The following is a 23,909-nucleotide window of genomic DNA, read 5'->3' on the forward strand; positions in this document are numbered from 1 at the left end:
GCTGAAAGCTTAGCGGCTTTCGCTACGGAAAGCCACTTGCAACATTGCCGGGCAACATCGCAGGCCGGCAAGAGTTCCCTCGTTCAGGAACTAATCAGGTTCCCGCGCCGTTAATGGCTGGGTTCCCGCGTAACAGCGTGGGAGGCCAGACTTGAGGAGATAATCATGAGCCTTCGCAGCCATTCCCCCTTCGCCCTTGCCGGCACCGCTTTGGCGGCGCTGGCCCTCTCCGGCTGTGTGACCGATCCTGAAACCGGCAATCGGACCATTTCGAAGGCCGCCATCGGCGGCGTCGGTGGTGCGCTCGGCGGCTATCTGCTCGGCGACATTTTGGGCGGTCGCAACGACCGCACGGAGAAGATCGTCGGCGCGGGCATTGGTGCCGTGGCCGGCGCGGGAGTCGGCGCTTATATGGACGCGCAGGAGAGGAAGCTGCGCCAGCAGACCGCCGGCACCGGCGTCGATGTCGTCCGTCAGGGCGACGAATTGCTGCTGCGCATGCCCTCCGGCATCACCTTCGCGACCGACCAGGCCACGGTGCAGCCGCAGGCACAGTCCACGCTGGATCAGGTGGCCTCGACCCTTGCGGAATATCCCAAGACGATGATCGACGTGCTGGGTCACACCGATTCCGACGGCAGCGAGGCCTATAATCAGGCACTCTCCGAGCGTCGCGCGCAGGCCGTCGCCAATTATCTCGGACGTCGCGGCGTCGATCCGATCCGCATGGCGACGATGGGCTATGGCGAGACGCGCCCGGTCGCCAGTAACGAAACCGCTGACGGCAAGGCGCAGAACCGCCGCGTGGAAATCAAGATCGTGCCCGCCGTCGCGAGCTGAACGGTATGATGGGAAGGGTCGGGGAGCGTGTCTCTCCGGCCCTTCGCTTTCAAATCAGAGAATGCTCTGGCGCAAACCGTCGATCACGAACTGCACCGCGAGCGCCGCGAGAATCACACCCAGCAAGCGGGTAATGACCGCCTCCACCTGACCGCCAAACACCCGCATGATCGGGCCGACCGCCAGCAGCGCCGCCAGCATCAGCAGCAGATTGGCCGCGAGCGCGAAGAGCACGATCGCCGTCTCCTGCGGACCCGTCGCCCGCGCCATCAACAGCATGATCGTCGCGATCGACCCCGGTCCCGCAATCATCGGCATCGCCATAGGGAAGATGGCGACATCCTCGATTTCCGGCGTTTCCTTGATCTTCTGCGCACGGTCTTCGCGCCGCCGCGTCCGCGTCTCGAACACCATGTCCATGGCGATGAAGAACAGCATGATGCCGCCCGCGATGCGGAACGCCTCCAGCGTGATGCCGAGCGTCCGCAGGAACGCTTCTCCCGCCAGCGCGAAGGCCAGCAGGATGCAGGCCGCCACGATCACCGCCCGCACCGCCATGCTGCGACGCTGGGCGCCGCTCGCGCCCATGGTGAGGCTGCTGAAGATCGGCGCCGTGCCCGGCGGGTCGATGACGACGAACAGCGTGATGAACGCCGCGAGGAACAGCTCCATCATCGCGCGCCCTCCGCCGCCGTCTCCTGAATAACCCGCTCCTCATCGGCACCGCGACGCAGGAAAACCTCCAGCGTCCGCGCGTCACCTGTCACCGTCCATGTCCAGCGCAGCGACCCGTCCTCGGACTGCGCCGACCCGCTGGCCGGCGGCGGGTCCGGCAGGCGCACAATGTCGCGGTCGCGATCGCGCCGCTCCGGCCGCTCACCCCGTCGCGCGCAATCGGCAACGGAAGCCTTGATCATGCCGTCCGCCTCGCCGCTCCATGGCGTGTCGCTGGTGGCCGTCATCACCCATTTATAATCGCCCTTGCGCTGCAGGCGCCAAAGGGTGACGAACCGCCCCGCTTGCCCGTTTGCGCGCTCCAGCGACCCGGTCGCGGCGGCATAGCTGCCATCGCAGGCGATGAAGATCTGCTGCGGGCTCCAGCGCACCGGCTGGGCGGGGTCCGATTGCTGCTTGAGCCAGGCCTGCGCATTGAGCGGGCCGGGCGCGAAGATCACGGCGTCCTTGTCGGCCAGCTTGCGCAGCGCCGTCCATTGCCCCTCCTCGCGCGCCTGGCGGGCCATGCCCAGTTCGGCAGCGACGATGGCGCTCGGATTGGCGGTGCCGACGCCGACGCTCGGCATCATCTGGCGCTGACTTTGCGCAGGACCAGCCGCCACGCCCAAGGAGAGCGTGGCGAGCAAGGCAAAGGCAGCGCTGCGGATCAAAGGCCCTTGGGTGCGGGCAGACCCGCGCGAACGTGCGCGGCGACCAAAGTGTTGCGCAACAGCACCGCGATGGTCATCGGACCGACGCCACCCGGCACGGGCGTGATCGCCGCGACGTGGTTGATCGCCTCGGCGGTGGCGACGTCACCGACGATCTTGCTCTTGCCGTCCTCATCGCCCTTCACGCGATTGATGCCGACGTCGATGACCACGGCGCCCGGCTTGATCCAGCTGCCCTTGACCATTTCCGGCCGGCCGACCGCCGCGACCACGATGTCCGCGCGGTGGACCACGCCGGCCAGATCGTGCGTGCGGCTGTGCGCGACGGTCACGGTGCAGCTTTCCGCCAGCAGGAGCTGCATCATCGGCTTGCCGACGATGTTCGAACGGCCGATGACGACCGCTTCCTTGCCGGAGAGGTCGCCCAGCTCGTCCTTGAGCAGCATCAGGCAGCCAAGCGGCGTGCAGGGCACCAGCGCGGTAGGATCGCCCACCGCCAGCTTGCCGGCATTAACGACATGGAAGCCGTCGACGTCCTTGGCGGGATCGATGGTGGCGATCACCGCCTTGTCATCGAGATGGGCAGGCAGCGGCAACTGGACGAGAATGCCATCCACGCTATCGTCCGCATTCAGCTCTTCGACCAGCTCGATCAGCTCTTCCTGGCTGATCGTCGCGGGGCGCTTGAACTCAAGGCTGTTCATGCCGATTTCGACCGTCGCCTTGCCCTTAGAGCGGACATAGACGCTGCTCGCCGGGTCTTCACCCACTAGCACCACCGCGAGGCCCGGCTTGCGCCCGGTCTTCTCCACGAAACCGGGGACTGCCTCAGCCATCCGCCCGCGCAGCTTCGCCGCGAATGCCTTGCCGTCGATTTCCTTGCCCAAACTCATGTCGCGCTTCGCTCCTTCTCAGCGATCTCTCTCAAAGACTGTTCCGTGTGCGGATCAGCACCCGCAATGCGCAGGCGCTTTAGCCGGTTGGTATCCCCTGTCTCCAGCAAAATCGACGATCCGGGCACGCGCAGATGTCGGGCGAGCAGAGTCAGCAGCGCGGCATTGGCCTTCCCCTTGTCCGGCGGCGCGGTGACGCTGGCCTGCAGCCAGCGCTGCCCGGCGGCATCCGTGAACGTTCCACCAAGGCGGGCTCGCGCGGCCTTGGGCGTCAGGCGAATCGCCAGTAGCAGGTCTGCGCCGTCACGACGAAGCGGCACGGCGCACGTCCGTTCAGAGCAGCAGGCTTGCCAGCGCGGTCAGGCCCGGCCCCTGCAGGATGATGATGATGATGAGCACGACCATCGGCGAGAGATCGAGCGCGCCGAGATCCGGCATGATCCGGCGGATCGGCCGATAGAGCGGCTCGGTCAGCCGGTCGAGCGCGACCCAGATGCTGCGCACGATATCATTGCTGGTGTTGATCACGTTGAACGCGATCAGCCAGCTCAAGATGGCCTGAACGATGATGATCCACCAGGCGACATTCAGCAGGATCGCCAAGGTCTGGATAAGGGCAACGGCCATGGTTCGTCCTGTGGTGGAAAGTTGAGACAAGTCTAGCCCAGCGGGCCTAGCGGCTGCAAGTTGCTTGAGGGCGGTGATTTTCTACCGCCATAGCCCCCGCGCGCCGCGCGTTACAGATGCACCAACGTGCCGGCGCCCTGGCGGGTGAACACCTCCAGCAGCATGACATGCGGAATGCGCCCATCCAGAATGACCGCCGCTTCCACGCCGCCCTCGACAGCCTTCACGCAGGTTTCCACCTTGGGAATCATGCCGCCGGAAATCGTGCCATCCTCAACCAGACCGCCGATCTTCGGCGGAGTCAGGTCGCTCAGCAGATCCTTGTTCTTGTTCAGCACGCCCGGCACGTCGGTGAGCAGGAAGAAGCGCTTGGCGCCGAGTTCAGCGGCAATCGCGCCGGCCATCGTATCGGCGTTCACATTATAGGTGTGCCCGTCGGCGCCAATGCCGACCGGCGCGACCACGGGGATGATGCCGTCGCGCGAGAGGCTGTCGAGAATGCGCCGGTCCACCTTCACGGGGTCGCCGACGAAGCCGAGGTCCACATTGCGCTCGATGCCGCTGTTCGGGTCCGGCTCGCGCTTGCCGCCGACCTTTTCGCACAGCACCAGGCCGCCATCCTTGCCGGAAATACCGACCGCGCGGCCACCCGCCTGGGCGATCCAGCCGACGATCTCCTTGTTGATCGATCCGGCGAGGACCATCTCGGCGATCTTCGCGGTTTCCTCATCGGTCACGCGCAGGCCGTTCACGAACTTGCTCTCGACGCCGAGCTTCTTGAGCATCGCGCCGATCTGCGGCCCGCCGCCATGGACGACCACAACATTGATGCCGACCATCTTCATCAGCACGACATCCTCGGCGAAATCGCGCGCGGCCTCCGGGTCGCCCATGGCATGGCCGCCATATTTCACAACGAACGTCTCGCCGGCATAACGCTGCATATAGGGCAGCGCCTCGGTAAGGGTCTCGGCCTTGGCCAGCAGGGCGGGATCGGGTGCGTGATCGGTCATGCGCGGGCGCATAAGGCTTTGCGGCCCGCGCTGCAAGGAAGGAGGGGTCTGGAATCCCTTACCTCCCCGTTCGCCCTGAGCTTGTCGAAGGGCCGTGCTACTTCTTTCCCTCAACCAAGAAGAAGAGCGAGGCTTCGACAAGCTCAGCCCGAACGGATTACATTACCGGTCGAGCCGGCGCCCCAATGCCACGAACGCATAGATGACCGGCGGCACCAGCAACGCCGAGAGCAGAACCTTGGCGAGCATCTGCCCCACCAGCAGCGCCCCGATGGGGAAGACGCCGTAAAAGGCGATGGTGACGAACAGCAGCGTATCGACGATCTGCGAGAGCATGCTCGCCGTGCCGGCGCGCAGCCACAGCAGCCGGCTTCCCGCCTGCCCCTTGAGCGCGGCGAAGATGGTGACATTGAGAATCTGCGAAATACCGTAAGCGACGATACCGCCCGCCCAGATGCGCGGCGTTCCGGACATGATCATGGCAAAGGCTGCCTGCCGCTCCGGCGCCATTTCATGCGCGGCGGGCAGGGTCAGCACGACCACCGAGAGCAGGATCGAAACGATCAGCGGGATGAAGCCCAGCAACACCAGCCGGTTGGCAACAGCCCGGCCATGCAGTTCTGCCACTGCGCTCGAGACGACGACCAGCAGGAGGAAGGCGAAGATGCCGGCTTCCACCGCCAGTTCGCCCAAGCCAAGCGCCGAGCCAATCGCGCCGAGAGGCCCGAGCGAAACCTGTTTGTTGCCGAGAACACCGGCGATGCACACCATGCCGCCATAGAAGACGGACAGGACGAACAGAGAGCGGGCGATGGGTGCGGACGAGGCCTGAGCGGGTGCGGTCATCCCCGTCGCTTAATGACTTTGCAGCGAGGCGGGAAGAGACCCTGTGCGCGACATGCCACGGGCCGCCTTGCAACGACACCGGGCGCAGCGCAGCCGATTGCCGCGCTGCAGCGCGCCTGTATAAGCGATTCGCGCTGATGGCCCTTTGGCGGGCCATGCGAACAGGGGACAGCCGCCACTCCATGCCCATCCTCATCGGCCTCGTTGGCATCGTCGCGATTCTTGCCATCGCCGTGCTGCTCTCCGGCAACCGGCGCGCCATCCGCCTACGCGTCGTCGCCGCCGCCTTCGCCTTGCAAGCCGGCATCGCCCTGCTGGTTCTCTACGTGCCCGCCGGCAAGGCCGCCATCGCCGCCATGTCGCATGGCGTGGGCAATCTGCTCGGCTATGCGCAGGCCGGCACGAACTTCATCTTCGGGCCGCTCGCCCGGCCGGAGGTCGGCGGCACCAGCTTTGCCATCGCCGCCCTGCCCGTCATCATCTTCTTCGCGAGCCTCGTCTCGATTCTCTATTATCTTGGTATCATGCAGTTCGTCATCCGCTGGGTCGGCGGTGCTATCCAGAAGGTGACCGGCATCTCCCGCGTGGAGAGCCTGTGCTGCGCAGCCAATGTGTTCGTCGGCCAGAGCGAAAGCCCGTTGGTCATCCGGCCCTACCTCGCCAGCCTCACACCGGCCCAGCTGTTCACCGTGATGACGAGCGGCATGGCTGGCGTCGCCGGCACGATCCTCGCCGCCTATGCCTCGATGGGCATCCAGATCGACTATCTGCTCGCCGCCGCCTTCATGGCCGCGCCGGGTGGCATCTTGATGGCCAAGATCATCATGCCGGATAATCCCGATGATGCCGAGATCGAGCCGGTCATTCTGCCCGATGCCACCCATGAGGACGAGAAGCCGGCCAATCTGATCATGGCGGCGGCACAGGGCGCGCAGACCGGCGTGAAGCTGGCCGTCGCGGTCGGCGCGATGGTGCTCGCCTTCGTGGCGCTGGTCGCGCTGGCCAACGGCCTGCTCGGCGGGGTCGGCAACTGGTTCGGCTATCCCGATCTCAGCTTCCAGATGCTGATCGGCAAGCTGTTCGCGCCGGTGATGCTCCTGCTCAACATTCCTTGGAACGAGGCGCAGGTCGCGGGGGGCCTGTTCGGTACCAAGGTCGTGCTCAACGAGTTCGTGGCTTTTATTGAGCTGGGACAGGTGCAGGCCACGCTATCGCCCGCCACGGTGGCGATCACCACCTTCGCGCTGTGCGGCTTTGCCAATTTCTCGTCCATCGCCATTCAGATGGCGGTGACCGGCAGCCTGGCGCCCAATCAGCGGCCGATGATCGCCCGGCTCGGCATCAAGGCCCTGATCGCCGGCAGCCTCGCCAATCTGATGAGCGCGGCGCTGGCCGGGCTGATGCTGAGCCTCTGATCGAGCAAGGGGAGGTGTGCGGATGCTGAAGCTCATCATCGGCAACAAGGTCTATTCGAGCTGGTCGCTGCGCGGTTGGCTGGCCGCCAAGCAATCCGGCCTGCCCTTCGAGACAGTGCTGGTCCCGCTCTACGATGAGGCGTGGGAAGCCCGCAAGGCGCAGCCGGATCTCGCAGTCTCCAATGGTAAGGTGCCGACTCTGTGGGATGGCGACATCGCCGTGTGGGACAGTCTTGCCATCATCGACTATCTCGATGCGCTCTCCGGCGGCGCTCGCTTCTGGCCGCAGGACAAGGTAGCGCTGGCGCTGGCCCGCTCGATGGCGGCGGAAATGCATTCCGGTTACCAGCCGCTGCGCCAGACCTGCGGCATGAACACCCGTCACATCCTCCCCCCGCGCGATGTCGGCCCCGATGTCGCCGCCAATGTGGCCCGCATCGTGGACGTGTGGGAACAGGCCCGCACCCGGTTCGGGGCAGAGGGCGAATTTCTCTTCGGCCCCTTCGGCGCCGTGGACATCATGTTCGCGCCGGTCGTCTCGCGCTTCGTCACCTATTCCATCGCCGTGCCGCCTGCAGCGCGTGCCTATATGGACACAATCCTCGCCCACCCGTGGATGCGCGAATGGCTGGACGATGCCGCGCGGGAAAGCTGGGTCATTCCGCGGCTGGAGCCAGCGGGCGGGGTTTAAGACCCACCACCTTGCCGTTCGTGTCGAGCGAAGTCGAGACACTACGCACTGCACTCACGTGTCTCGACTTCGCTCGACACGAACGGGAGGCTTGTGGAGTAAACTGATGCATGAGCCTGCAAGCGTGCCTGAGCACCAAAGCTCCTGGGAAGGCAGGAGCCGAGGGCGCCGCAATCCGCATCCCGACATCAAGGCAATCGCTCAGTCCCATAAGGCGTGCCATCGCGATGCTGATAGCCGCCGACCGTGAAGATCATGTCGATATCTGAATAGCGCCCGCCAGCATCACGATCTCCCGCGCTCAGGCAGATGAAGGTGCAATTCGTATCGCTGCGATTGACGAGATGATGGCCATTGGCGACGCCCGCGGCCCAGGCCACGCACTCGCCGGGGTGCAGGATGGTCTCGCCTTCGTCCTCGATCAGCACCGCCTGCCCGGATAGCATGATCAGGAACTCATCCTCGCCCAGATGCCAGTGCCGCTGCGAGGACCAGGCGCCCGGCTCCAGCACTACATGGCTGGCGCCGAGATGCGTCAGGCCGGCATGGCGCCCCAGCCGCCGGTGCCAGCGCCCGGCCATAGGCTCGTTGAACGGCGGCGGATAGCCCGTGCTGTTGCTCTGCTCCACCTGCTCGATCTCGATCTTGGGCATGTCGGCTCCTCCTGTCTTGCGCCCCTCCTCGCTACCGCAGGGGGCCCATCACCGCCAGAGGGAGCGCAGGGCGCGGACCTCGCTTCCCTTGGCGCGCAAGCTTGGCTAACGCAGGCGCCATGAGCAACGCCCCGTCCCTCACCGATCCTGTCGCGCTTGCCGAAGCGCTGATTGCCTGCCCGTCCGTCACACCGGCGACCGGCGCGGTGTTCGATGCGCTGGAAGCGATGCTCACGCCGCTCGGCTTCACCGTCGAGCGCTTCATCGATGGCGAGCCGCCGCACGGGCCGGTCGAAAATCTATTGGCGGTCCGCCGGACGGGCGATGGCCCGCATGTCGCCTTTGCCGGCCATCTCGACGTGGTGCCGCCCGGCGAAGGGTGGACAAGCGACGCGTTCCAGCCCGAGCGGCGCGGCGAACTGCTCTACGGGCGCGGCGCTGTGGACATGAAGAGTTCCATCGCGGTGTTCGTCGCGGCGATCGGGCGTGCCGATGCCGAGGGCACCTCGCTGCCCGGCACGATCAGCCTGCTCATCACCGGCGATGAAGAGGGCGACGCCGTCTACGGCACGCGCGCGCTGATGCGCCACATGGCCGAGCGCGGCGTGACGCCCGATGTCTGCCTCGTGGGCGAGCCAACCTCGGTCCAGCGCCTTGGCGACATGATCAAGATCGGCCGGCGTGGCTCGGTGAACATGTGGATCTGCGTCGAGGGCGTGCAGGGCCATGTCGCCTATCCGCATCTGGCGAAAAACCCGATTTCGCCGCTGGTGCGGATTTTGTCCGCGATCGAGGCGATCGAACTGGATCAGGGCACCGACTGGTTCCAGCCGAGCAATATCGAAATTACCGACCTGCATGTCGGCAATCCGGCAACCAATGTCATTCCCGCAAAGGCCACGGCCCGTATCTCGATCCGCTTCAACGACCTGCATCGCGGCGAGGATCTCGTTGCCCGAATCCGTACGCTGGTGGAGGGCGAAGGCGGCACGCTGCGCGCCATGATCAGCGGCGAGTCGTTCCTCACCCAGCCGGGTCCCTTTTCCAGTCTGATCAGCGACGCGATCGCCGCCGAAACCGGCCTCACACCGGAACTGTCCACCAGCGGCGGCACCTCGGATGCCCGGTTCCTCTCCGCGCTTTGCCCGGTCGTGGAGTTCGGTCTGCTGAATGCGACGATGCACAAGCTGGATGAGGCGGTGTCGCTGGCCGACATCGAAAGCCTCACGCGCATCTACAAGCGGATCCTGAGCGCAGCCCCAACGCTCGGTTGACCCGGCGGCTCTAGGGCGAACCGCTCAGGCAACCTTGCGCCTCACCTGCTAAACCGCCGATCCCAAAACCAAAAGAAAACGCCGCCGGTCTCCCAACCGACGGCGTTTCCCAAATCTGTCGACTGATTGAAAATCAGGCGAAGGTGACGCTCGTGGCGCCAGCGCGGCGACGCATCACGCCACCGACCAGGCCGAGGCCGGCGATCATCATCGCCCAGGTGGCGGGCTCCGGAACCGGAACGGTCGCGAGATTGTCGATCTCGAACGAGTTGCGGCTCGATTCCAGCGTCAGGCCAACGATCTTCTCGTTACCCTCAGCGAAGATCTGGAACAGGCCATTGGTGTTCGCCAGGATCTGGTTGCCGTCGGCGTCGTTGGTGAAGTTGCCGCCCGGCGTGATCACGAAGCTGGAGCCACCGTCCAGCAGAACGGTCAGCGTGTTGTAGGCGTCGATCGAACCCCAGTCGAACTCCACCGCGCTGGCAGCGCCGAAGTTGATCGTCGCGGAACCGTTGGCGAGAACCGACAGATAGGAAGACGAACCGAACGTCGCATAGGCCGGCGGCGCGCCGGTCGAGTTGGACGGCGGCGTGTTGATCTGGAAGTTCGAGCCGGTGATGCCAGCCGTCGTGTCGAACTGGTTGATCACATTGTAGCCTGCCGTCGGTGCGGACGTGCCGGGGAAGTACAGGAAGGTCACGGCCTGCGCCGGGGTAACCGCGGCAAGGCCGAGGGCGATCGCAGACGCCTTGGCAAAGAGGTTCATGTTCATGTTCAACTCCCACATAAGAGGGGCAATTGTTAATCGATTCTTAACCCTCCGTCCAATGGGATTTCGCAGAAACGCGGTAAATTTCTGTCTCATTTCGGAGCGCGAATATGAACGAACGCAAATGGCGGTTTCCTGCCTGCCAGCGGGCGACATGCCAGCGCGGACATCCTCGTGCGCATGGCTATCCCGGGCCACGCAGCGCTGCCTAATTGCTGCGGCGCAAAATCACGTAGAGCGCGCCATCCCCGCCATGGCGGGGATGGGCCTGGCGAACGCTGGCGATGCGGTGGGCATGGGCGCTCCTCGCCAGCCAATCACCGATTTCCGCGCGAATCGCGCCACGTCGCCGGGTTTCGCCGGGCGCCGGGGCGGGCCGCGGCTTGCCGGTCACCACCAGCAGCACCCGCCAGCCCTGCGCGAGGGCATCGCCGATGGCCCGTTCCAGCCGGATATGCGCTGCCGCCAGATTGAGGCCGTGCAGATCGATGGCATGATCGGGAATAATCCGCCCGGAGCGAATGCGCTTCTCCCAGCTGCCGTCCAGCACGGGCACGGCGACGGGCGCCGGAGGGGATGGCGGCGGCGCCACGGGACGACTCGGTGGAATTCGGCCCTTCACCGGCTTGGGCGTATCCAGCGCCGCAGCAAAAGCCGCTGCCGAGACCGGCTCCACCGGTGGAAGCGGACGGACCCGCCGCAGGGGTGTCACCGTACGGGTCAGCTTGCCCCAGAGCGCGCGCTCATCGGGCGTGAGAACCCGCCGGGCCACGCTCAGCGGCCAGCGGTCAGGCGGGCATAGGTGCCGATCGGCAGCAGCAGCAGGGCGCTCCCACGGGCCGACATGCCGCCGGCGATGCCGCGAGCGCGCTCACCGGCACCCCAAAAGGTATCGAAGCGATTGCTGCCCTTGATGGCCCCACCGGTATCCTGTGCGATCCAGAGCCCGTTGGGCTCGACCCGGTCGAGCGACAGCAGCACCGGCGCGCCGAGCGGCACGAAGGTGGGGTCGGCCGCGACGCTCACCTCCGCCGTCACCGGCACGCCCAGCGCACCCAGCGGCCCGGGACCGGTCAGCTCTTGGAAGAAGACGTAGCTTTTATTCTCGTTCATGATCGACTGGCCCTGCGCCGGATTGGCGCGCAGCCAGCTCATGATGTCCTGCATCGAGCCGATCTGGATCAGCCCCCGGTCTCGCATCAGCCGGCCGATGCCGGTATAATCGCGCCCATTCTGCCCGGCATAGCCGATGCGCATGATCCCGCCATCAGGCAGGCGCAACCGCCCGCTGCCCTGCACCTCGAGGAAGAACAACTCGACCGGATCGACGGCATAGGCCAGTTCCAGGCCACGCCCGTCCAGCACGCCTGCGGTGATGGCCGCCCGGTCATCATAGGGCACGAAGCTGGAGCCCTGCACCTTGCCTCTGATGCGCCGACCCTTGAGGCTCTCGCTGAACAGGCCGAGATCGACCTCGATCAGATCGTCCGGTTTGCGATAGATCGGCGTCTCGCAGCCCGTGGCGCGCGTGCGGCAGCCGGCGATTTCCGGCTCATAATAGCCGGTCGCGAACGCCTTGCCGTCACCGACCTGCACGGCTTCGAAATAGCGACGGAAGAATTCGCGCGCGTTTGCCTCGCTCCAGCTTGCCGCCGCCGCGCAGGCCGTTTGCCAGTCGGCATTGCCAGTGAGGCCGCTCTGGTCGCGGCGACGCAGCAGCGAGGAGCAGGAGAGGCGGAAGGCGCGCAAGGCTTGCCCCATCCGCTCGGATGCGGTCGGCAGGACCGTGTCGATCGCTGGCCCTGGCGTCAGGCCGGCCGCCACGGCGGGCGCCAGCTCAGCCTGATCGGGCGCAGGGGTAGGCGCAGGGACCGGGGTAAGCGGCGGACGCGGGGTTGCCGGTTGCGGCGGCGTGGCGGGCGAAGAAGGCCGGGAGGGGACGGGTCGCTGACCAGGCCCACCCGGCGGGATCATGCTGCCGCACGCCGCAAGCGCCAGCGCGCTTGCCAGAGCGGAAAGCTGCTTGAAACGAGTCTGAAAACGAGCCGGCATGGCGATCCGCCTGCGCGCGATCAGCCTTCGTCCGTCTCCACCAGCTCCCAATTGGGATCGCGGCTGGAGAGATTGCGGCTGAACGTCCAGGTTTCCGCCGTGGAGATGGCATCGTCCAGCGATCCGGCCACAACACTGCCGTCCCGGTCGCGCGTGACGGCGGACAGATCGGCTTCGAAGTGGATCGCGATGAAGGCGGTGCCGCTCTCGACGCGCGCAGCGTCGATCCGCGCGTCCTCGATGCGGACGAGCTTGTTGTCCATGGTCAGCCCGTCGGCCTCGCGCTGGTCGATGGCGGCGCTGAACGCCTCATACACATCGTCCGCGCAATAGGTGCGCAGCGTCTCGCGGTCGCCCTTCCAATAGGCTTCGAGGATCATGCCATAGGCCGCCTTGGCGCCACCCAGAAACTGCGCGACATCGAAGTTGCGGTCGGTCGCGATGATCGCGCGCAGGCCGGGCTGGGCCGGCACTGCCACCGCATTGTCGGCCGCGCGCTGCGCGGGCGTGCGATTGTCGACCTGCCCGGAGGACGGCATGGGCGCGGCCGGACGATCGTCGGCCGGCGTGGGAAGCTGCCGCTGCTCATGACCCGTGCGCTTGCCGAGCACAGAGTAAAGCCGCAACGCCAGCAGTGCGAAGATCATGGCCAGCACGACGATGACGGTCACGAGGTCAACACCCTTCCTTCAAAATACAACCCGCAAGACATAGGCACGTTCGCGCAAAACTTCAAACGGACAACGCGCCAGATCGCCGGAACGATACCGACATTCGGTAAAAAAGCCGCCAACGCAGGCGCCCGGCCTCCTCACCCCGATTTTCGTCGGCCCCGCATGCGTTCCGCGCACCCGGGAAGCGCCACCCCATTGCCCCCGCCTTGCGTGCCTGCTAAGCGGCGCGCCGATGGACAAGGAGCGCGGTTTCGCCCGGCACGCTCGGTGTCCGGCGACTTTCCAGCTTCTAGGTCGCGGCGGTCCTGCGCCGGCGGCATGGCAGCGACCATCGAGGAACAGGATTCACGCATGACCGACACGACCGACACCGTCGCCAATGGCGCCGACACCCAGCCCCAGATCGGCCTGATCGCGCAATATGTGAAGGATCTCTCGTTCGAGAACCCGAACGCGCCGGCCGTCTACCAGTGGCAGGAGCAGCCGCAGATCGACATCAACTTCAACATCAGCAACAACCAGATTGCCGATGATGTGCACGAAGTCGCGCTGAAGGTGAGCGCCAAGGCCGTGGCCGAGCAGGGCACTGCCTTCGCCGTCGAACTGGTGTTCGCCGGCCTCTTCGGCATCCGCAACGTGCCCGAGGACCAGATGCGTCCGTTCCTCTATGCAGAGGCGCCCCGCCTGCTCTTCCCCTTCGCACGCCGCGTGCTGGCCGATGCGGTGCAGGACGGCGGCTTCCCGCCGCTCATGCTCGATCCCATCGATTTCGGCGCCCTGTACGTCCAGCAGCAGGCCCAGATCGAGGCGGCCGCGCAGGGCGAGCCCGCCGGCCACGCCTGATCATCAGCCAGTCGGCATAGAGGAAGGGTCATGCCCATGCGCCTTGCCTTTCCTCGCCTGACTGCAGCCCTTCGCCGCCCGGCCGCTCCCCAGCGTTGCCGGGCGGTTCCGTTTCGCCCGGCCCGAATATTGTCGATGCCGATACTGACGGAACAACCATGAGCCTGCTGCGCTCCACCGGCACTATTGGGGCCCTCACCCTCGTCAGCCGCGTCCTCGGCATGGTGCGGGACATGCTGATGGCGCGCTATGTCGGCGCCGGTTTCGCCTCGGACGCGTTTCTGATCGCCTGGCGCCTGCCCAATCTGTTCCGCGCCCTGTTCGCCGAGGGTGCTTTCTCCGCCGCTTTCGTGCCGATGTTCAACCGCATCATGGGCAAGGAGGGCGCCGATGATCCGGAGGCCGGGCGCGCGGCGGCGATTCGCTTTGCCGGTCAGGTGCTCTCGGTCCTCTTTCCCATTCTCGTCGCGCTCACCATCGTCATGATGCTTGCCGCCGGACCGGTCGTGTGGGCGATGACCGGCGGCTTCCCGGATGGTGGTCCTGAGAAGTTCGCGCTCGCGCGCCATCTCACCATCATTACCTTCCCCTATCTCGGGCTGATCTCGCTCACCTCGCTGCTCGGCGGCATTCTCAACAGCTTCAACCGCTTCTGGGTCAATGCCGCAGCGCCGTCCCTGCTCAACCTGTGTATGATCGGGGCGCTGCTGTTCTTCCGCGGCGACACGGAGATCGAAACGGCCGTCACTCAAGCGATTGCCGTCACCGTCTCCGGCGCGATGCAATTGCTCTGGCTGATCTGGTCCTGCCGCCGGATCGGCGTCGCCCTGAAGCTGTCGGCCCCGCGCCTCTCGCCACAGGTCAAGGCGATGCTGCTGCTGATCGCGCCCGCCGCCATCGGCCAGGGCGCCATCCAGATCAACCTGCTCATTTCCACCTCGCTTGCAGCGCGTTTCCTGCCGCAGGGCTCGGTGAGCTGGATCTATTATGCCGACCGGCTGAACCAGCTTCCGCTAGGCCTGATCGGCATCGGCGTCGGCACAGCGATGCTGCCGCTCATCTCCCGCCAGATCGGCGCCGGCGACACCCGCGCGGCCAATGAGACGCAGAACCGCGCGCTGGAACTGGCGCTGTTCCTCGCCTTGCCCGCCGCGATCGCCCTGTTCGTCTCGGCCGTGCCGATCATCCGCGGCGTCTTTCAGCATGGCGCCTTCACGGCGGAAGACACGCTGGGCGCAGCCGCCGTGCTCGCCGCCTTCGCACCGGGCGTCCCCGCCTATGTGCTCATCAAGGTGTTGACCCCCGGCTTCTACGCCCGTGCCGACACGAAAACGCCCGTGCGCATCGCCTTCATTGCCATGCTGGTCAATCTGGTCGGCAATCTCACGCTGATCTGGCGGTTCGGCGCCGCCGGCATTGCCGCTTCCACGGCTCTCTCGGCCTGGGTGAACGTCGCGCTGCTATACTGGACGCTCAGCCGCAAGGAGCACCTCACCCTCGACGCGCGCTTCCGCGCCAAGGCGCTACGCATCGTCGCAGCGGGCGCGCTGATGGGCGCCGCACTTTGGGCGGGCAACCAGCTTCTCGACGCGCATATGGCCGCCGGCTTCTGGCGCCGCCTCATCGCGCTTGGCCTGCTCTGCGGTGGTGGCGGGCTGGTCTATGCCATCGCCGCCATCGGCTTTGGCGCCTATCGCATTGCCGAACTGAAGGCGCAGTTGCGGCGCAGACCGCGCTGAGGCGCCCCCTCCCGATTGTTCGCCCGGCTTGACGCCACGCCTCACGGACGACAGAGCGGGGCTCTTCTTATAAAGCAGGACTTTCCTCATGCGCGTGCTCTCCGGCATCCAGCCGACCGGTAATCTCCATCTGGGCAATTATCTGGGCGCGATCCGCAACTGGGTGCGGATGCAGGATGAGATGGATGCGGAGTCGCACTGCTTCTTCTTTCTGGCCGACATGCACTCGATCACCGTCCACGAGACGCGCGAGCAAAGGCTGGCCAATGTGCGGGACATGGCGGCTGCGCTCGTCGCGTGCGGCATCGACCCGGATCGCTCGGTGCTGTTCAATCAGGCGCGGGTGCCGGCTCATGCCGAGCTGTGCTGGTTGCTCAATGGCACGGCGCGGATTGGCTGGCTGAACCGCATGACCCAGTTCAAGGACAAGGCGGGCAAGAATCGCGAGGGCGCCAGCGTCGGCCTGTTCGTCTACCCGGTTCTGCAGGCCGCCGACGTGCTGCTGTATCAGGCGACCCACGTGCCCGTAGGCGAGGACCAGAAGCAGCATCTGGAGCTGACCCGCGACATTGCGGTCAAGTTCAACACCGATTTCGGCGTGGAGCTGTTCACCCTGCCCGATCCGATCATTCCCAAGGAGACGGCGCGGATCATGAGCCTGCGCGATGGCACGGCGAAGATGTCCAAGTCCGACCCCAGCGACATGAGCCGGATCAACCTGACAGACGACAGCGACACCATCGTGCAGAAGGTGCGCAAGGCCAAGACGGATGCCGAGCCGCTGCCCGCCGAGGCGGCCGGTCTGGCCGGGCGGGCCGAGGCGCTCAATCTGGTCGGCATCTACGCCACCCTTTCGGGCACCACGCCCGATGCGGTGTGTGCGCAGTTCGCCCGGCAGGGCTTCGGCGCCTTCAAGCCCGCGCTGGCCGATCTTCTCGTGGCGCACCTCGCGCCGATCCGGGAGCGGTTCATTGCGTTGCAGGAAGATCATGCCGCGCTCGATGCCATATTGGAAAAGGGTGCCGCAGCGGCCGCAAAGGCAGCCGAGCCCACCCTTCGCGGCGCCTATGAGGCGATGGGACTGATGCGCTGAGCGAAGGGCCGCTGCGCCGTTTCGACACACGACACACCGATTGCAGGAACCGCATTCAACGCCAGTTCATTTGACCTAAGGTATCAAGGCGTACACTACGTCCTAGAGGGTGTATTCGCCCGAGAAACGGAACCGTCTTATGAACAGCAAGCGTCTCCTCGTCACTGCAGCGGCCTCGCTCCTTGCGCTTGGCCTCGCAGGCTGCGCCTCGCCCTTCAAGGCGGATGTGGCCCGCTTCCAGCAGCTTCCGCCCGCGCAGGGCCAGAGCTTCACGATCATGCCCGGCGAACAGGATTTGGCCGGCAGCCTTGAATTCCAGCATTATGCGGATCTGGTCGCGCAGCGTCTGGTCGATCAGGGCTATACCCGCGCGGCGGACCCGGCGAGCGCGCAGCTAGTCGTTGAGCTGGATTATGGGGTGGATCGCGGTACGCAGCGTGTCCGCTCGACCGGCTTTGCCCGCTCGCCCTTCTACGATCCCTTCTATTATCCCGGCTACTACCGTGGCTGGCGCGGCCGCTATGTGATGGGCTGGAACGATCCCTTCATGTGGGGACCGGGCTATACGGATATTGAGAGCTACATGGTCTACCAGAGCGATCTGCACATGCGGATCAACCGGGTCGGCGGCGAGCCGCTGTTCGAGGGCACCGCCCGCGCCCAGTCGCTCAGCAACAAGCTGACCTATCTGGTGCCGAACCTCATCGACGCGCTGTTCACGGGCTTCCCGGGGCAGAATGGCGAAGAGGTCCGCGTGACCGTGGCGCCCGAACCGAAGAAGTAAGCTTTCGGCAGATTATCGAACAGGCCGGTGTCCTCCCGATGGGCGCCGGCCTTTTTCTTGGGGCTGGTCAGGCGGGCGTATCGCTCCCGCTGGCGCCGAGCTTCTGCTTGCGGAACAGCGTGCGGTCAGCCTCGCCGAACGCGACCTTCCACATCAGCACGCAATAGACAGCCAGCGTGAGCGGCAGGCCGATCACCAGCTCGATCCATTCGAGCCGGCGCGGGAGCAGCGTGAAGCCAAAGCCGACAAGCCCGGCCACGACACCGCAGAGCACAAGGCTCGACCGCCAGATCGGCAGGCGCATCCCCAGAAGTCCGCCGAGCAACCGGGATTTGGCGATGGCGCCGCAGCCGAGCGCAATCGCCAGCGCCAGCGCCGGCATTGCGGCGACATAACCATCCGCCAACTCATAACGGCGCGCCACGATGAGCAGGCCCACCGTCAGCATCGCCTGCAGACCCACGGTGGCGAGTGAGAGATAGAGGTTACGCAGGCGAGCCAGATAGACCAGCGCCGCCTCGCTCACCACCGCCGGGCTCGCGAGCACTTCCGCCGCCAGCAGGCCGCCAAGCGCGGCGGCACCGATCACGAAGGTCGGCCCGACCAGTCCCATCACCGCCTCGCCCGGCATCGCCAGCGCCACGGCGACCCCAAGCTGCGCCGCGACGATCCAGAAGCCGACCTGGCTCACCTGGCGCCCGATCGCGTCATGATTGCCGAGCGCGATGTTGCGGGTGATGACCGGGCCGAGAATGGGCTCGAAGCTGGTCTTGAGCTTCTGCGGCAGGGAGGCAACCTGCTGCGCGACATAATAGATGCCGACGATCGCCGGGGACGCGAACAGGCCCAGAATGGCGAGATCGAGACGCCGCGTGCCCCATTCGATGGCGTCCGCACCAGCCAGCGGCAGATTGCGCATGGCCAGATGCCAGATCCGCCCCGGATGCGGCCGCCAGCATCGCGGCAGGCCATAATGGCGCATCAGCGGCCAGAACGCCGCCAGCATCGCGGCCGCCATCGAGGCGACATAAGCCAGGATCAGCCCGTCGCGCGGCGAATAGAAATAGAGCGCCAGCGCCGCGATACTGATCGTCCACGGCTCGACAATGGCGCGTGCCCGCACCGTCGCGGCGATGTTGTACTGATAGGCGCAGGCTGCCAGCGCGACCTCGGTCGTCGCAATGGCGATGACGATCAGCGGCAGCAGCCGGTCCAGCCCGTTGAGGCCGCTATTGGGGAACATCGCCTCAGGGAAGATGATGAGCAGGCCCGCCGCCACGGCGCTGACGAGGATGCACAGCCACATGGCATCGGCAACGACATGGGCCTGCGGGCGGCTGTCCTTCGCCAATTGCTCGGCCAGACCGCGCTTGAGCCCCATGGTGGCGAGTTGGGCGGCAAATTCGATGACCAGCACGGCATAAGCGAAGCGCCCGAGCGTCGCCGCGCCATAGAGCCGCCCGGCAATGAACAGGAAGGGAATGCGCGCCGCCAGCCGCAGCACGAAACCCAGCACATTGGCCCTGCCGCCCCGCGCCAGCGCCGAGATGTCATCGCGTTCGGCCTGCTCGGCCTCCCCACGCGCTATGGTCATGCAAGGCGCTCCCCGGCGCGGGCCGTTGCGCCGCGCCAGCCAGCCATAGGCGTTGCGATCGATGTGCGCAAAGTCTCTTGGTCCCTCATTCGGCGCGTAACGGCCGAGCCAGCAGCGCGGCGATCACATCGTCAACGCGCGACGCGCCGGAAAGAAGCGCGCAGACCGCTTCCGTGACGGGCATATCGATGCCCTGTGCGCGCGCTGCTTCGCACAGGACCGGCGCGGTCGAGGCGCCTTCGGCCACCGTATGGCGATGGGCCAGCAGCGCATCCGGGGATTGCCCTTGCCCCAGCCCATAGCCCAGCGCATAATTGCGGGAGCGGGTCGAGGAACAGGTCAGCACCAGATCGCCCAAGCCCGACAGGCCGGCCATCGTCTCCGGCCGCCCGCCCCGGGCCAGGCCGAAACGGGTCATTTCCGCGAAACCGCGCGCGATGAGGGCGGCACGGGCATTCTGCCCCAGTCCCGCGCCCTCGACCACGCCGCAGGCAATGGCGAGGACGTTCTTGACCGCGCCGCCGATCTCGGCACCGACCACGTCGTCGGAGACATAGGGCCGGAAGGTCGGTCGCGCGATCACATCGGCCAGCAGCCGCGCCAGCGCTTCTTCCTCAGCAGCGAGCGTGACAGCCGTCGGCAGGCCGGCGGCGACTTCATGCGCGAAGGTCGGGCCGGAGAGCACCGCCACCGGCGAGCCGGGCATCACCTCGCGGGCGACTTCATGCATCAGCAAGTGCGACCCGGCCTCGATTCCTTTCGAGCAGAGAATCAGCGACTGGCCCTGCGGCGCAAACTGGGAGAGGACGGCGCGCATCGACTGGGAGGGCGTCACCACCAGCAGCGCCCCGGCGCCGGCGAGATCGCCCGGCGCCTGCGTCGCCCGAATGCGCGGCGAGAGGGGCTGGCCGGGCAGATAGGTCTCATTCTGGCGGCGCGTGTTGATCGCCTCCACCACCGCGCCATTGCGCGCCCAGAGCAGCACGTCGCTGCCGCCTTCCGCCAGCACCTGCGCCAGCGCCGTACCCCAGGCGCCACCACCGAGCACGCCGATTGGCCCTGCCGCGTTCATGCCTTCACCCCCGCGCCGCGCACCGTCTCGGCGCTCGGGTCCAGCGGCCAGCGCGGGCGCGCCGCCACGGCGAGATCGTCCACCAGGCCGAGCGCGAACCGCTCCGCCCCCGCCCAGCCGATCATCGCGGCATTGTCCGTGCACAGCCAGAGCGGCGGGGCGACGAATCGCAACTCGTGCTGAGCGGCTAGCCCCTCCAGCGCGCCGCGCACGCCCGCATTGGCGGCCACACCGCCAGCGACGACCAGCGCCGTCGGCCGGTCCGTCATGGCATTCAGAGCGCGCTTGGTGCGGTCGACCAGACAATCGATCACGGCCTGCTGGAAACTCGCCGCGATGTCGGCATCCACCCACTGCCCGCTCTCGACCGCGCGCATCACGGCGCTCTTGAGGCCGGCGAAGGAGAAATGCGGCTCGCCGCTGCCCACCAGCGGACGCGGCAGCGGCACTGTGCGCGGATCGCCCTGCGCCGCCAGCGCCTCCACCTTCGGACCGCCGGGAATGCCGAGGCCGAGCAGCTTGGCGGTCTTGTCGAAGGCCTCGCCCGCCGCATCGTCGATGGTTGTGGCAAGCCGGCGATAATCGCCAACCCCGCGCACTTCGAGCAACTGGCAGTGCCCGCCAGAGACCAGCAGCAGCAGATAGGGGAATTCCAGCGAAGGATCGGCCAGACGCGGCGAGAGCGCGTGGCCCTCCAGATGGTTGACCGCGATCAGCGGCTTGCCGGCCGCATGGGCCAACGCCTTGCCGGTGACGAGGCCGACCATCACCCCGCCGATCAGCCCCGGCCCTGCGGTCGCGGCAATGGCATCGACATCGGCGAGGCTGAGCTTGGCGTCCGCCAGCGCCGCTTTGACCAGCGGAATCAGCGCCTCGACATGCGCGCGCGCCGCGATTTCCGGCACCACGCCGCCATAGGGGCCATGCGCGGCTTCCTGCCCCGCCAGACGGTGGGCAAGGATCGTGCGATCGCTGGCGACCAGCGCAGCCGCCGTTTCGTCGCAGCTTGATTCCAGACCGAGGATGATGGGCATGGCACTTTCCTCTAGAGACGTGCGCGCGCAGGGTCTATCGGCATTCGCCATCATGCCCGAGCAGTTTCCTTCGCCCACCGCCCCGTTGCGCCTCGGTACACGCGGCTCCCCCCTTGCGCTGGCCCAGGCCGACATGACGCTGGCCGCGCTTGCGCTCGCCCACGGTCTGCCGCGCGAGTCGCTGGAGATCGTTATCGTCACCACCAGTGGTGACCGCATTCAGGATCGCGCCCTGGCCGAACTGGGCGGCAAGGCGCTGTGGACCAAGGAGCTGGATCGCGCGCTTCTGGCGGGCGAGATCGATTGCGCGGTGCATTCGATGAAGGATGTGGAAACGATCCGGCCGGAGAGCATCCACATCGCCGCGATGCTGCCGCGCGCTGCGGTGGAGGACCGGCTGATCGGCGCGCCGAGCATCGATGCCCTGCCGCAGGGCGCCCTCATCGGCACCGCCTCGCCCCGCCGCGCCGCCCAGCTGCGGGCGCTCCGGCCAGACCTGCGCACGACGCTGCTGCGCGGCAATGTCGCGCGGCGCCTCGCCAGCGTGGAGGCCGGCGAGATCGATGCGACGCTGCTCGCGGCGGCGGGCCTCAACCGGCTGGGCATGGAAGATGTCGGTGCCACCGTCCCCGCCGAGGTGATGCTGCCCGCCGTCGCGCAGGGCGCGGTCGGCATCGAATGCCGCACCGATGACGAGCGCATGCGCCGCCTGCTCGCCGCGATCAGCGATGCGCCGACGCAAACCTGCGTGCTGGCCGAACGCGCGCTGCTGCTCGCACTGGGCGGCAGTTGCCATTCCCCGATCGGCGCGCTGGCGCAGCTGGCCGGCGCCGGCGTGCATCTGCGCGGGCAGATCCTGCTGGAGGACGGCAGCGAGCAGGTCTCCGGCGAGATCATGTTGCCCACCGGCGACACGGCCGGGGCCGCCGCGCTGGCCGCGCAATTGCTCGAGGGCGCCTCCCCAGCCCTGCGGAGCCTGTTCACGCCGTGAACCGCCCCTATCTCATCCTGCGCCCACAGCCGGGCAATGATGCGTCCGCCGCCAAGGCAACCGCACTCGGCCTAGAGGTGGTGCAGTTGCCGCTCTTCGAGGTGGTGCCGGTTGACGATGAACCTATGCAGCAAGGCCCGTTCGACGCCCTGCTCATCACCAGCGCCAATGGCGCGCGCTACGGCGGTGAGGCGCTGGCCTGCTTCCCGGACCTGCCGGTCTATGTCGTGGGCGAGGCCAGCGCGGACGCCGTGCGCGAGGCTGGCCACCCCAATGTCATCATCGGCGGCGGCGATGCGGCGTCCACCCTCCCCGTGATCGTCGCGGCCGGCCACCGGCGCATCCTCCATATCTGCGGGGAAGAAACGCGCCCCTTCGACCCGCTCGATCTCAGCATCACGCGCCATATCTGCTACCGCACCGAGGCGCGGGACATGCGGCGCTACACCAAGATGCTGGTGACCATGCCCCCCTCCGTCATCGCCGTGCATTCGCCCGCTGCCGGGCGCCGCCTCAACGCGCTGATGCCGCCTGCCTGCCGCAACCATTTCCTCATCGCGATCAGCCAGGCCGCGGCAGACGCCACCGGATCGGGCTGGCGCCGGGTGAGCGTCGCGCAGGAGCCGAACGATAGCGCCTTGCTGCGCCTCGCAACCTCGCTATGTATAGGCGCCTCTTGAGGGATCGGGCAGAACAGATGGACGGCAACGCACCGGAAAACGGTGTCGGTGAGATGACGGACCGAGCGCAACCGCCGCGCCGGAGCCGATTGCGGCTGATCGTCGCCTGCTCGCTGATCGCCTTCCTGCTCGGCCTCGGTGCGATGGCCTGGATCATGACCAACTGGGATCGGCTGTCCTTCGGCCCCGGCGGCGATCCGGCGGCACTCACAGACGATATGAATGCGGCCCAGAACGGCGCCGAAAGCGGGGCGAACGGGCAGGCGCCGGACGCTGCGCGGTCGCGCGGCCTCTCCGACGTCACCGAACGCCCCGAAGATCGCGTGCTGACGCTTGAGCAGCGCCTCAACCGCATCTCGCTTGCTGCGATTGCGGCCTCTGGCCATGCCAACCGGGCCGAGGCAATGATGATCGCCTTTGCTGCCCGGCGCGCGCTCGATGCCGGCCAGCCGCTCGGCTATATCGAGGGCCAGCTCCGGCTACTGTTCGGCGATGCGCAGCCCAAGGCCGTCGCCACCATCGTGAATGCCGCAGCGCAGCCGGTGACGCTCACCACATTGCGCCAGGGCCTGGAGCAGGTCCGCAGCACCGCCCAGCGCGGCGACCCGAATCAGGGCTGGTGGTCGGCGGCGATGCGGGAGTTGCGGGGTCTGGCCGTGATCCGCCACGCCGGCGATCCCTCCCCCGAGCTGGACGAGCGCATCACGCGCGCGCGGATGTTCACCGAATCCGGACAGATGGAAGCCGCCATCGATGAAATCGCGGCGCTCCCGGCCCAGCCGGAGGCCGAGCTGTGGCTGGAGCAAGCCCGCCGCTACAAGGAAGCCCGGCGCGCGCTCGATGTCATCGAAGCCGCCGCCATTCTGGAGCCGCGCGCCGCGCCCATCGTGGCGCCCGCCCCGTTGCCCACCGAGACTGAAGCAAGTCCGCAGCCCTGACCGCGCAGT

Annotated in this window: 26 protein-coding genes; 11 read left to right on the forward strand and 15 right to left on the reverse strand. The window is 66.8% G+C overall.

Features of this window, described 5'->3' with window-relative positions; translation table 11 throughout:
* Positions 1-165: 165 nt before the first annotated feature.
* Entirely contained in the window at positions 166-840 is a 675-nt protein-coding gene (locus tag M2334_RS14570; RefSeq protein WP_181558675.1) for an OmpA family protein, read from the forward strand.
* Positions 841-894: 54 nt separating this feature from the next.
* Here M2334_RS14570 and M2334_RS14575 read toward each other — a convergent pair whose 3' ends face one another.
* The 7 genes from M2334_RS14575 to M2334_RS14605 all read right to left on the reverse strand — a co-directional run bounded on the left by M2334_RS14575 (position 895) and on the right by M2334_RS14605 (position 5,604).
* Entirely contained in the window at positions 895-1,515 is a 621-nt protein-coding gene (locus M2334_RS14575; RefSeq protein ID WP_264574413.1) for a MarC family protein, read from the reverse strand.
* Positions 1,512-2,225, reverse strand: coding sequence for a hypothetical protein (locus M2334_RS14580; protein WP_264605784.1), 714 nt, complete (start codon positions 2,223-2,225; stop codon positions 1,512-1,514). Before M2334_RS14580 ends, M2334_RS14575 begins: the two co-directional genes overlap by 4 nt.
* Positions 2,222-3,118, reverse strand: coding sequence for a bifunctional methylenetetrahydrofolate dehydrogenase/methenyltetrahydrofolate cyclohydrolase FolD (gene folD, locus M2334_RS14585; RefSeq protein ID WP_264584242.1), 897 nt, complete (start codon positions 3,116-3,118; stop codon positions 2,222-2,224). Before folD ends, M2334_RS14580 begins: the two co-directional genes overlap by 4 nt.
* Positions 3,115-3,438, reverse strand: a complete 324-nt coding sequence (locus M2334_RS14590) for a DUF167 domain-containing protein (protein ID WP_264571987.1) — start codon at positions 3,436-3,438, stop codon at positions 3,115-3,117. Before M2334_RS14590 ends, folD begins: the two co-directional genes overlap by 4 nt.
* Positions 3,439-3,451: 13 nt before the next feature.
* A complete protein-coding gene (locus tag M2334_RS14595; protein WP_181558670.1) occupies positions 3,452-3,745 on the reverse strand; it encodes a YggT family protein in 294 nt (97 codons plus the stop codon).
* 110 nt (positions 3,746-3,855) lie between these two features.
* Positions 3,856-4,770, reverse strand: a complete 915-nt coding sequence (gene argB, locus M2334_RS14600; protein ID WP_264605785.1) for an acetylglutamate kinase — start codon at positions 4,768-4,770, stop codon at positions 3,856-3,858.
* Positions 4,771-4,920: 150 nt separating this feature from the next.
* A complete protein-coding gene (locus tag M2334_RS14605) occupies positions 4,921-5,604 on the reverse strand; it encodes a queuosine precursor transporter (RefSeq protein ID WP_264605786.1) in 684 nt (227 codons plus the stop codon).
* Positions 5,605-5,786: 182 nt separating this feature from the next.
* On the opposite strand from M2334_RS14605, the gene M2334_RS14610 reads away from it, so the two are divergent.
* Together M2334_RS14610 and M2334_RS14615 are read left to right on the forward strand one after the other, a co-directional pair.
* A complete protein-coding gene (locus M2334_RS14610; protein WP_264576590.1) occupies positions 5,787-7,019 on the forward strand; it encodes a NupC/NupG family nucleoside CNT transporter in 1,233 nt (410 codons plus the stop codon).
* A gap of 22 nt (positions 7,020-7,041) precedes the next feature.
* Positions 7,042-7,710, forward strand: coding sequence for a glutathione S-transferase family protein (locus M2334_RS14615; RefSeq protein ID WP_264605787.1), 669 nt, complete (start codon positions 7,042-7,044; stop codon positions 7,708-7,710).
* Between the two features lie 188 nt (positions 7,711-7,898).
* On the opposite strand, the gene M2334_RS14620 is transcribed toward M2334_RS14615, so the two are convergent.
* Positions 7,899-8,363 (reverse strand): cupin domain-containing protein, encoded by a 465-nt coding sequence (locus M2334_RS14620; RefSeq protein WP_264605788.1) that lies wholly within the window; start codon positions 8,361-8,363, stop codon positions 7,899-7,901.
* A gap of 119 nt (positions 8,364-8,482) precedes the next feature.
* Here M2334_RS14620 and dapE point away from each other — a divergent pair, with 119 nt between their 5' ends.
* Complete coding sequence (dapE, locus tag M2334_RS14625; protein ID WP_264605789.1) at positions 8,483-9,637, forward strand: succinyl-diaminopimelate desuccinylase; 1,155 nt, start codon at positions 8,483-8,485, stop codon at positions 9,635-9,637.
* Between the two features lie 133 nt (positions 9,638-9,770).
* Here dapE and M2334_RS14630 read toward each other — a convergent pair whose 3' ends face one another.
* The 4 genes from M2334_RS14630 to M2334_RS14645 form a co-directional block, all read right to left on the reverse strand.
* Positions 9,771-10,409: a PEPxxWA-CTERM sorting domain-containing protein gene (locus tag M2334_RS14630; protein WP_264571982.1), complete on the reverse strand. Its 639-nt coding sequence runs from the start codon at positions 10,407-10,409 to the stop codon at positions 9,771-9,773.
* A 205-nt stretch (positions 10,410-10,614) separates the two neighbouring features.
* Positions 10,615-11,178, reverse strand: a complete 564-nt coding sequence (locus M2334_RS14635; protein ID WP_264571981.1) for a Smr/MutS family protein — start codon at positions 11,176-11,178, stop codon at positions 10,615-10,617.
* Between the two features lie 2 nt (positions 11,179-11,180).
* A complete protein-coding gene (locus M2334_RS14640) occupies positions 11,181-12,458 on the reverse strand; it encodes a murein transglycosylase A (protein WP_264605790.1) in 1,278 nt (425 codons plus the stop codon).
* Positions 12,459-12,478: 20 nt separating this feature from the next.
* The gene (locus M2334_RS14645) at positions 12,479-13,129 is read right to left on the reverse strand and encodes a Tim44/TimA family putative adaptor protein (RefSeq protein ID WP_264605791.1); all 651 of its coding nucleotides are present in this window, start codon (positions 13,127-13,129) and stop codon (positions 12,479-12,481) included.
* A gap of 354 nt (positions 13,130-13,483) precedes the next feature.
* Here M2334_RS14645 and secB point away from each other — a divergent pair, with 354 nt between their 5' ends.
* From secB to M2334_RS14665, 4 genes are all read left to right on the forward strand, one after another.
* On the forward strand, positions 13,484-13,975 hold the full coding sequence (gene secB, locus M2334_RS14650; RefSeq protein ID WP_264605792.1) for a protein-export chaperone SecB: 492 nt from the start codon (positions 13,484-13,486) through the stop codon (positions 13,973-13,975).
* Between the two features lie 158 nt (positions 13,976-14,133).
* On the forward strand, positions 14,134-15,714 hold the full coding sequence (gene murJ, locus M2334_RS14655) for a murein biosynthesis integral membrane protein MurJ (protein WP_181558660.1): 1,581 nt from the start codon (positions 14,134-14,136) through the stop codon (positions 15,712-15,714).
* A gap of 88 nt (positions 15,715-15,802) precedes the next feature.
* Positions 15,803-16,807, forward strand: coding sequence for a tryptophan--tRNA ligase (gene trpS / locus M2334_RS14660; protein ID WP_264605793.1), 1,005 nt, complete (start codon positions 15,803-15,805; stop codon positions 16,805-16,807).
* Between the two features lie 139 nt (positions 16,808-16,946).
* Positions 16,947-17,591, forward strand: coding sequence for a DUF4136 domain-containing protein (locus tag M2334_RS14665; RefSeq protein WP_181558658.1), 645 nt, complete (start codon positions 16,947-16,949; stop codon positions 17,589-17,591).
* A 67-nt stretch (positions 17,592-17,658) separates the two neighbouring features.
* Here M2334_RS14665 and M2334_RS14670 read toward each other — a convergent pair whose 3' ends face one another.
* The 3 genes from M2334_RS14670 to tsaD all read right to left on the reverse strand — a co-directional run bounded on the left by M2334_RS14670 (position 17,659) and on the right by tsaD (position 21,291).
* Positions 17,659-19,185, reverse strand: a complete 1,527-nt coding sequence (locus M2334_RS14670; RefSeq protein ID WP_264605794.1) for a lipopolysaccharide biosynthesis protein — start codon at positions 19,183-19,185, stop codon at positions 17,659-17,661.
* Between the two features lie 85 nt (positions 19,186-19,270).
* Positions 19,271-20,257, reverse strand: coding sequence for an NAD(P)H-dependent glycerol-3-phosphate dehydrogenase (locus tag M2334_RS14675; protein WP_264605795.1), 987 nt, complete (start codon positions 20,255-20,257; stop codon positions 19,271-19,273).
* Complete coding sequence (tsaD, locus tag M2334_RS14680; protein WP_264605796.1) at positions 20,254-21,291, reverse strand: tRNA (adenosine(37)-N6)-threonylcarbamoyltransferase complex transferase subunit TsaD; 1,038 nt, start codon at positions 21,289-21,291, stop codon at positions 20,254-20,256. The genes M2334_RS14675 and tsaD overlap by 4 nt, the downstream gene beginning before the upstream one ends.
* 52 nt (positions 21,292-21,343) lie before the next feature.
* Here tsaD and hemC point away from each other — a divergent pair, with 52 nt between their 5' ends.
* The 3 genes from hemC to M2334_RS14695 are packed head-to-tail and all read left to right on the forward strand — an operon-like array spanning position 21,344 to position 23,900.
* Positions 21,344-22,282: a hydroxymethylbilane synthase gene (hemC, locus tag M2334_RS14685; protein WP_264595430.1), complete on the forward strand. Its 939-nt coding sequence runs from the start codon at positions 21,344-21,346 to the stop codon at positions 22,280-22,282.
* Positions 22,279-22,962, forward strand: coding sequence for a uroporphyrinogen-III synthase (locus tag M2334_RS14690; protein ID WP_264605797.1), 684 nt, complete (start codon positions 22,279-22,281; stop codon positions 22,960-22,962). The genes hemC and M2334_RS14690 overlap by 4 nt, the downstream gene beginning before the upstream one ends.
* 17 nt (positions 22,963-22,979) lie before the next feature.
* On the forward strand, positions 22,980-23,900 hold the full coding sequence (locus M2334_RS14695; RefSeq protein ID WP_264595153.1) for a hypothetical protein: 921 nt from the start codon (positions 22,980-22,982) through the stop codon (positions 23,898-23,900).
* Positions 23,901-23,909: the final 9 nt, after the last annotated feature.

The organism is Sphingobium sp. B11D3D (assembly GCF_025961755.1).
Taxonomy (GTDB): Bacteria; Pseudomonadota; Alphaproteobacteria; order Sphingomonadales; family Sphingomonadaceae; genus Sphingobium.

Excerpts from the sequence above, each read along its gene's own strand:
- M2334_RS14570 (WP_181558675.1), top strand. The coding sequence starts at position 166 with ATGAGCCTTCGCAGCCATTCCCCCTTCGCCCTTGCCGGCACCGCTTTG.
- M2334_RS14575 (WP_264574413.1), bottom strand. The coding sequence starts at position 1,515 with ATGATGGAGCTGTTCCTCGCGGCGTTCATCACGCTGTTCGTCGTCATC.
- folD (WP_264584242.1), bottom strand. The coding sequence starts at position 3,118 with ATGAGTTTGGGCAAGGAAATCGACGGCAAGGCATTCGCGGCGAAGCTG.
- M2334_RS14595 (WP_181558670.1), bottom strand. The coding sequence starts at position 3,745 with ATGGCCGTTGCCCTTATCCAGACCTTGGCGATCCTGCTGAATGTCGCC.
- argB (WP_264605785.1), bottom strand. The coding sequence starts at position 4,770 with ATGCGCCCGCGCATGACCGATCACGCACCCGATCCCGCCCTGCTGGCC.
- M2334_RS14605 (WP_264605786.1), bottom strand. The coding sequence starts at position 5,604 with ATGACCGCACCCGCTCAGGCCTCGTCCGCACCCATCGCCCGCTCTCTG.
- M2334_RS14610 (WP_264576590.1), top strand. The coding sequence starts at position 5,787 with ATGCCCATCCTCATCGGCCTCGTTGGCATCGTCGCGATTCTTGCCATC.
- M2334_RS14615 (WP_264605787.1), top strand. The coding sequence starts at position 7,042 with ATGCTGAAGCTCATCATCGGCAACAAGGTCTATTCGAGCTGGTCGCTG.
- M2334_RS14620 (WP_264605788.1), bottom strand. The coding sequence starts at position 8,363 with ATGCCCAAGATCGAGATCGAGCAGGTGGAGCAGAGCAACAGCACGGGC.
- dapE (WP_264605789.1), top strand. The coding sequence starts at position 8,483 with ATGAGCAACGCCCCGTCCCTCACCGATCCTGTCGCGCTTGCCGAAGCG.
- M2334_RS14630 (WP_264571982.1), bottom strand. The coding sequence starts at position 10,409 with ATGAACATGAACCTCTTTGCCAAGGCGTCTGCGATCGCCCTCGGCCTT.
- M2334_RS14640 (WP_264605790.1), bottom strand. The coding sequence starts at position 12,458 with ATGCCGGCTCGTTTTCAGACTCGTTTCAAGCAGCTTTCCGCTCTGGCA.
- secB (WP_264605792.1), top strand. The coding sequence starts at position 13,484 with ATGACCGACACGACCGACACCGTCGCCAATGGCGCCGACACCCAGCCC.
- murJ (WP_181558660.1), top strand. The coding sequence starts at position 14,134 with ATGAGCCTGCTGCGCTCCACCGGCACTATTGGGGCCCTCACCCTCGTC.
- trpS (WP_264605793.1), top strand. The coding sequence starts at position 15,803 with ATGCGCGTGCTCTCCGGCATCCAGCCGACCGGTAATCTCCATCTGGGC.
- M2334_RS14665 (WP_181558658.1), top strand. The coding sequence starts at position 16,947 with ATGAACAGCAAGCGTCTCCTCGTCACTGCAGCGGCCTCGCTCCTTGCG.
- M2334_RS14670 (WP_264605794.1), bottom strand. The coding sequence starts at position 19,185 with ATGACCATAGCGCGTGGGGAGGCCGAGCAGGCCGAACGCGATGACATC.
- M2334_RS14675 (WP_264605795.1), bottom strand. The coding sequence starts at position 20,257 with ATGAACGCGGCAGGGCCAATCGGCGTGCTCGGTGGTGGCGCCTGGGGT.
- tsaD (WP_264605796.1), bottom strand. The coding sequence starts at position 21,291 with ATGCCCATCATCCTCGGTCTGGAATCAAGCTGCGACGAAACGGCGGCT.
- hemC (WP_264595430.1), top strand. The coding sequence starts at position 21,344 with ATGCCCGAGCAGTTTCCTTCGCCCACCGCCCCGTTGCGCCTCGGTACA.
- M2334_RS14695 (WP_264595153.1), top strand. The coding sequence starts at position 22,980 with ATGGACGGCAACGCACCGGAAAACGGTGTCGGTGAGATGACGGACCGA.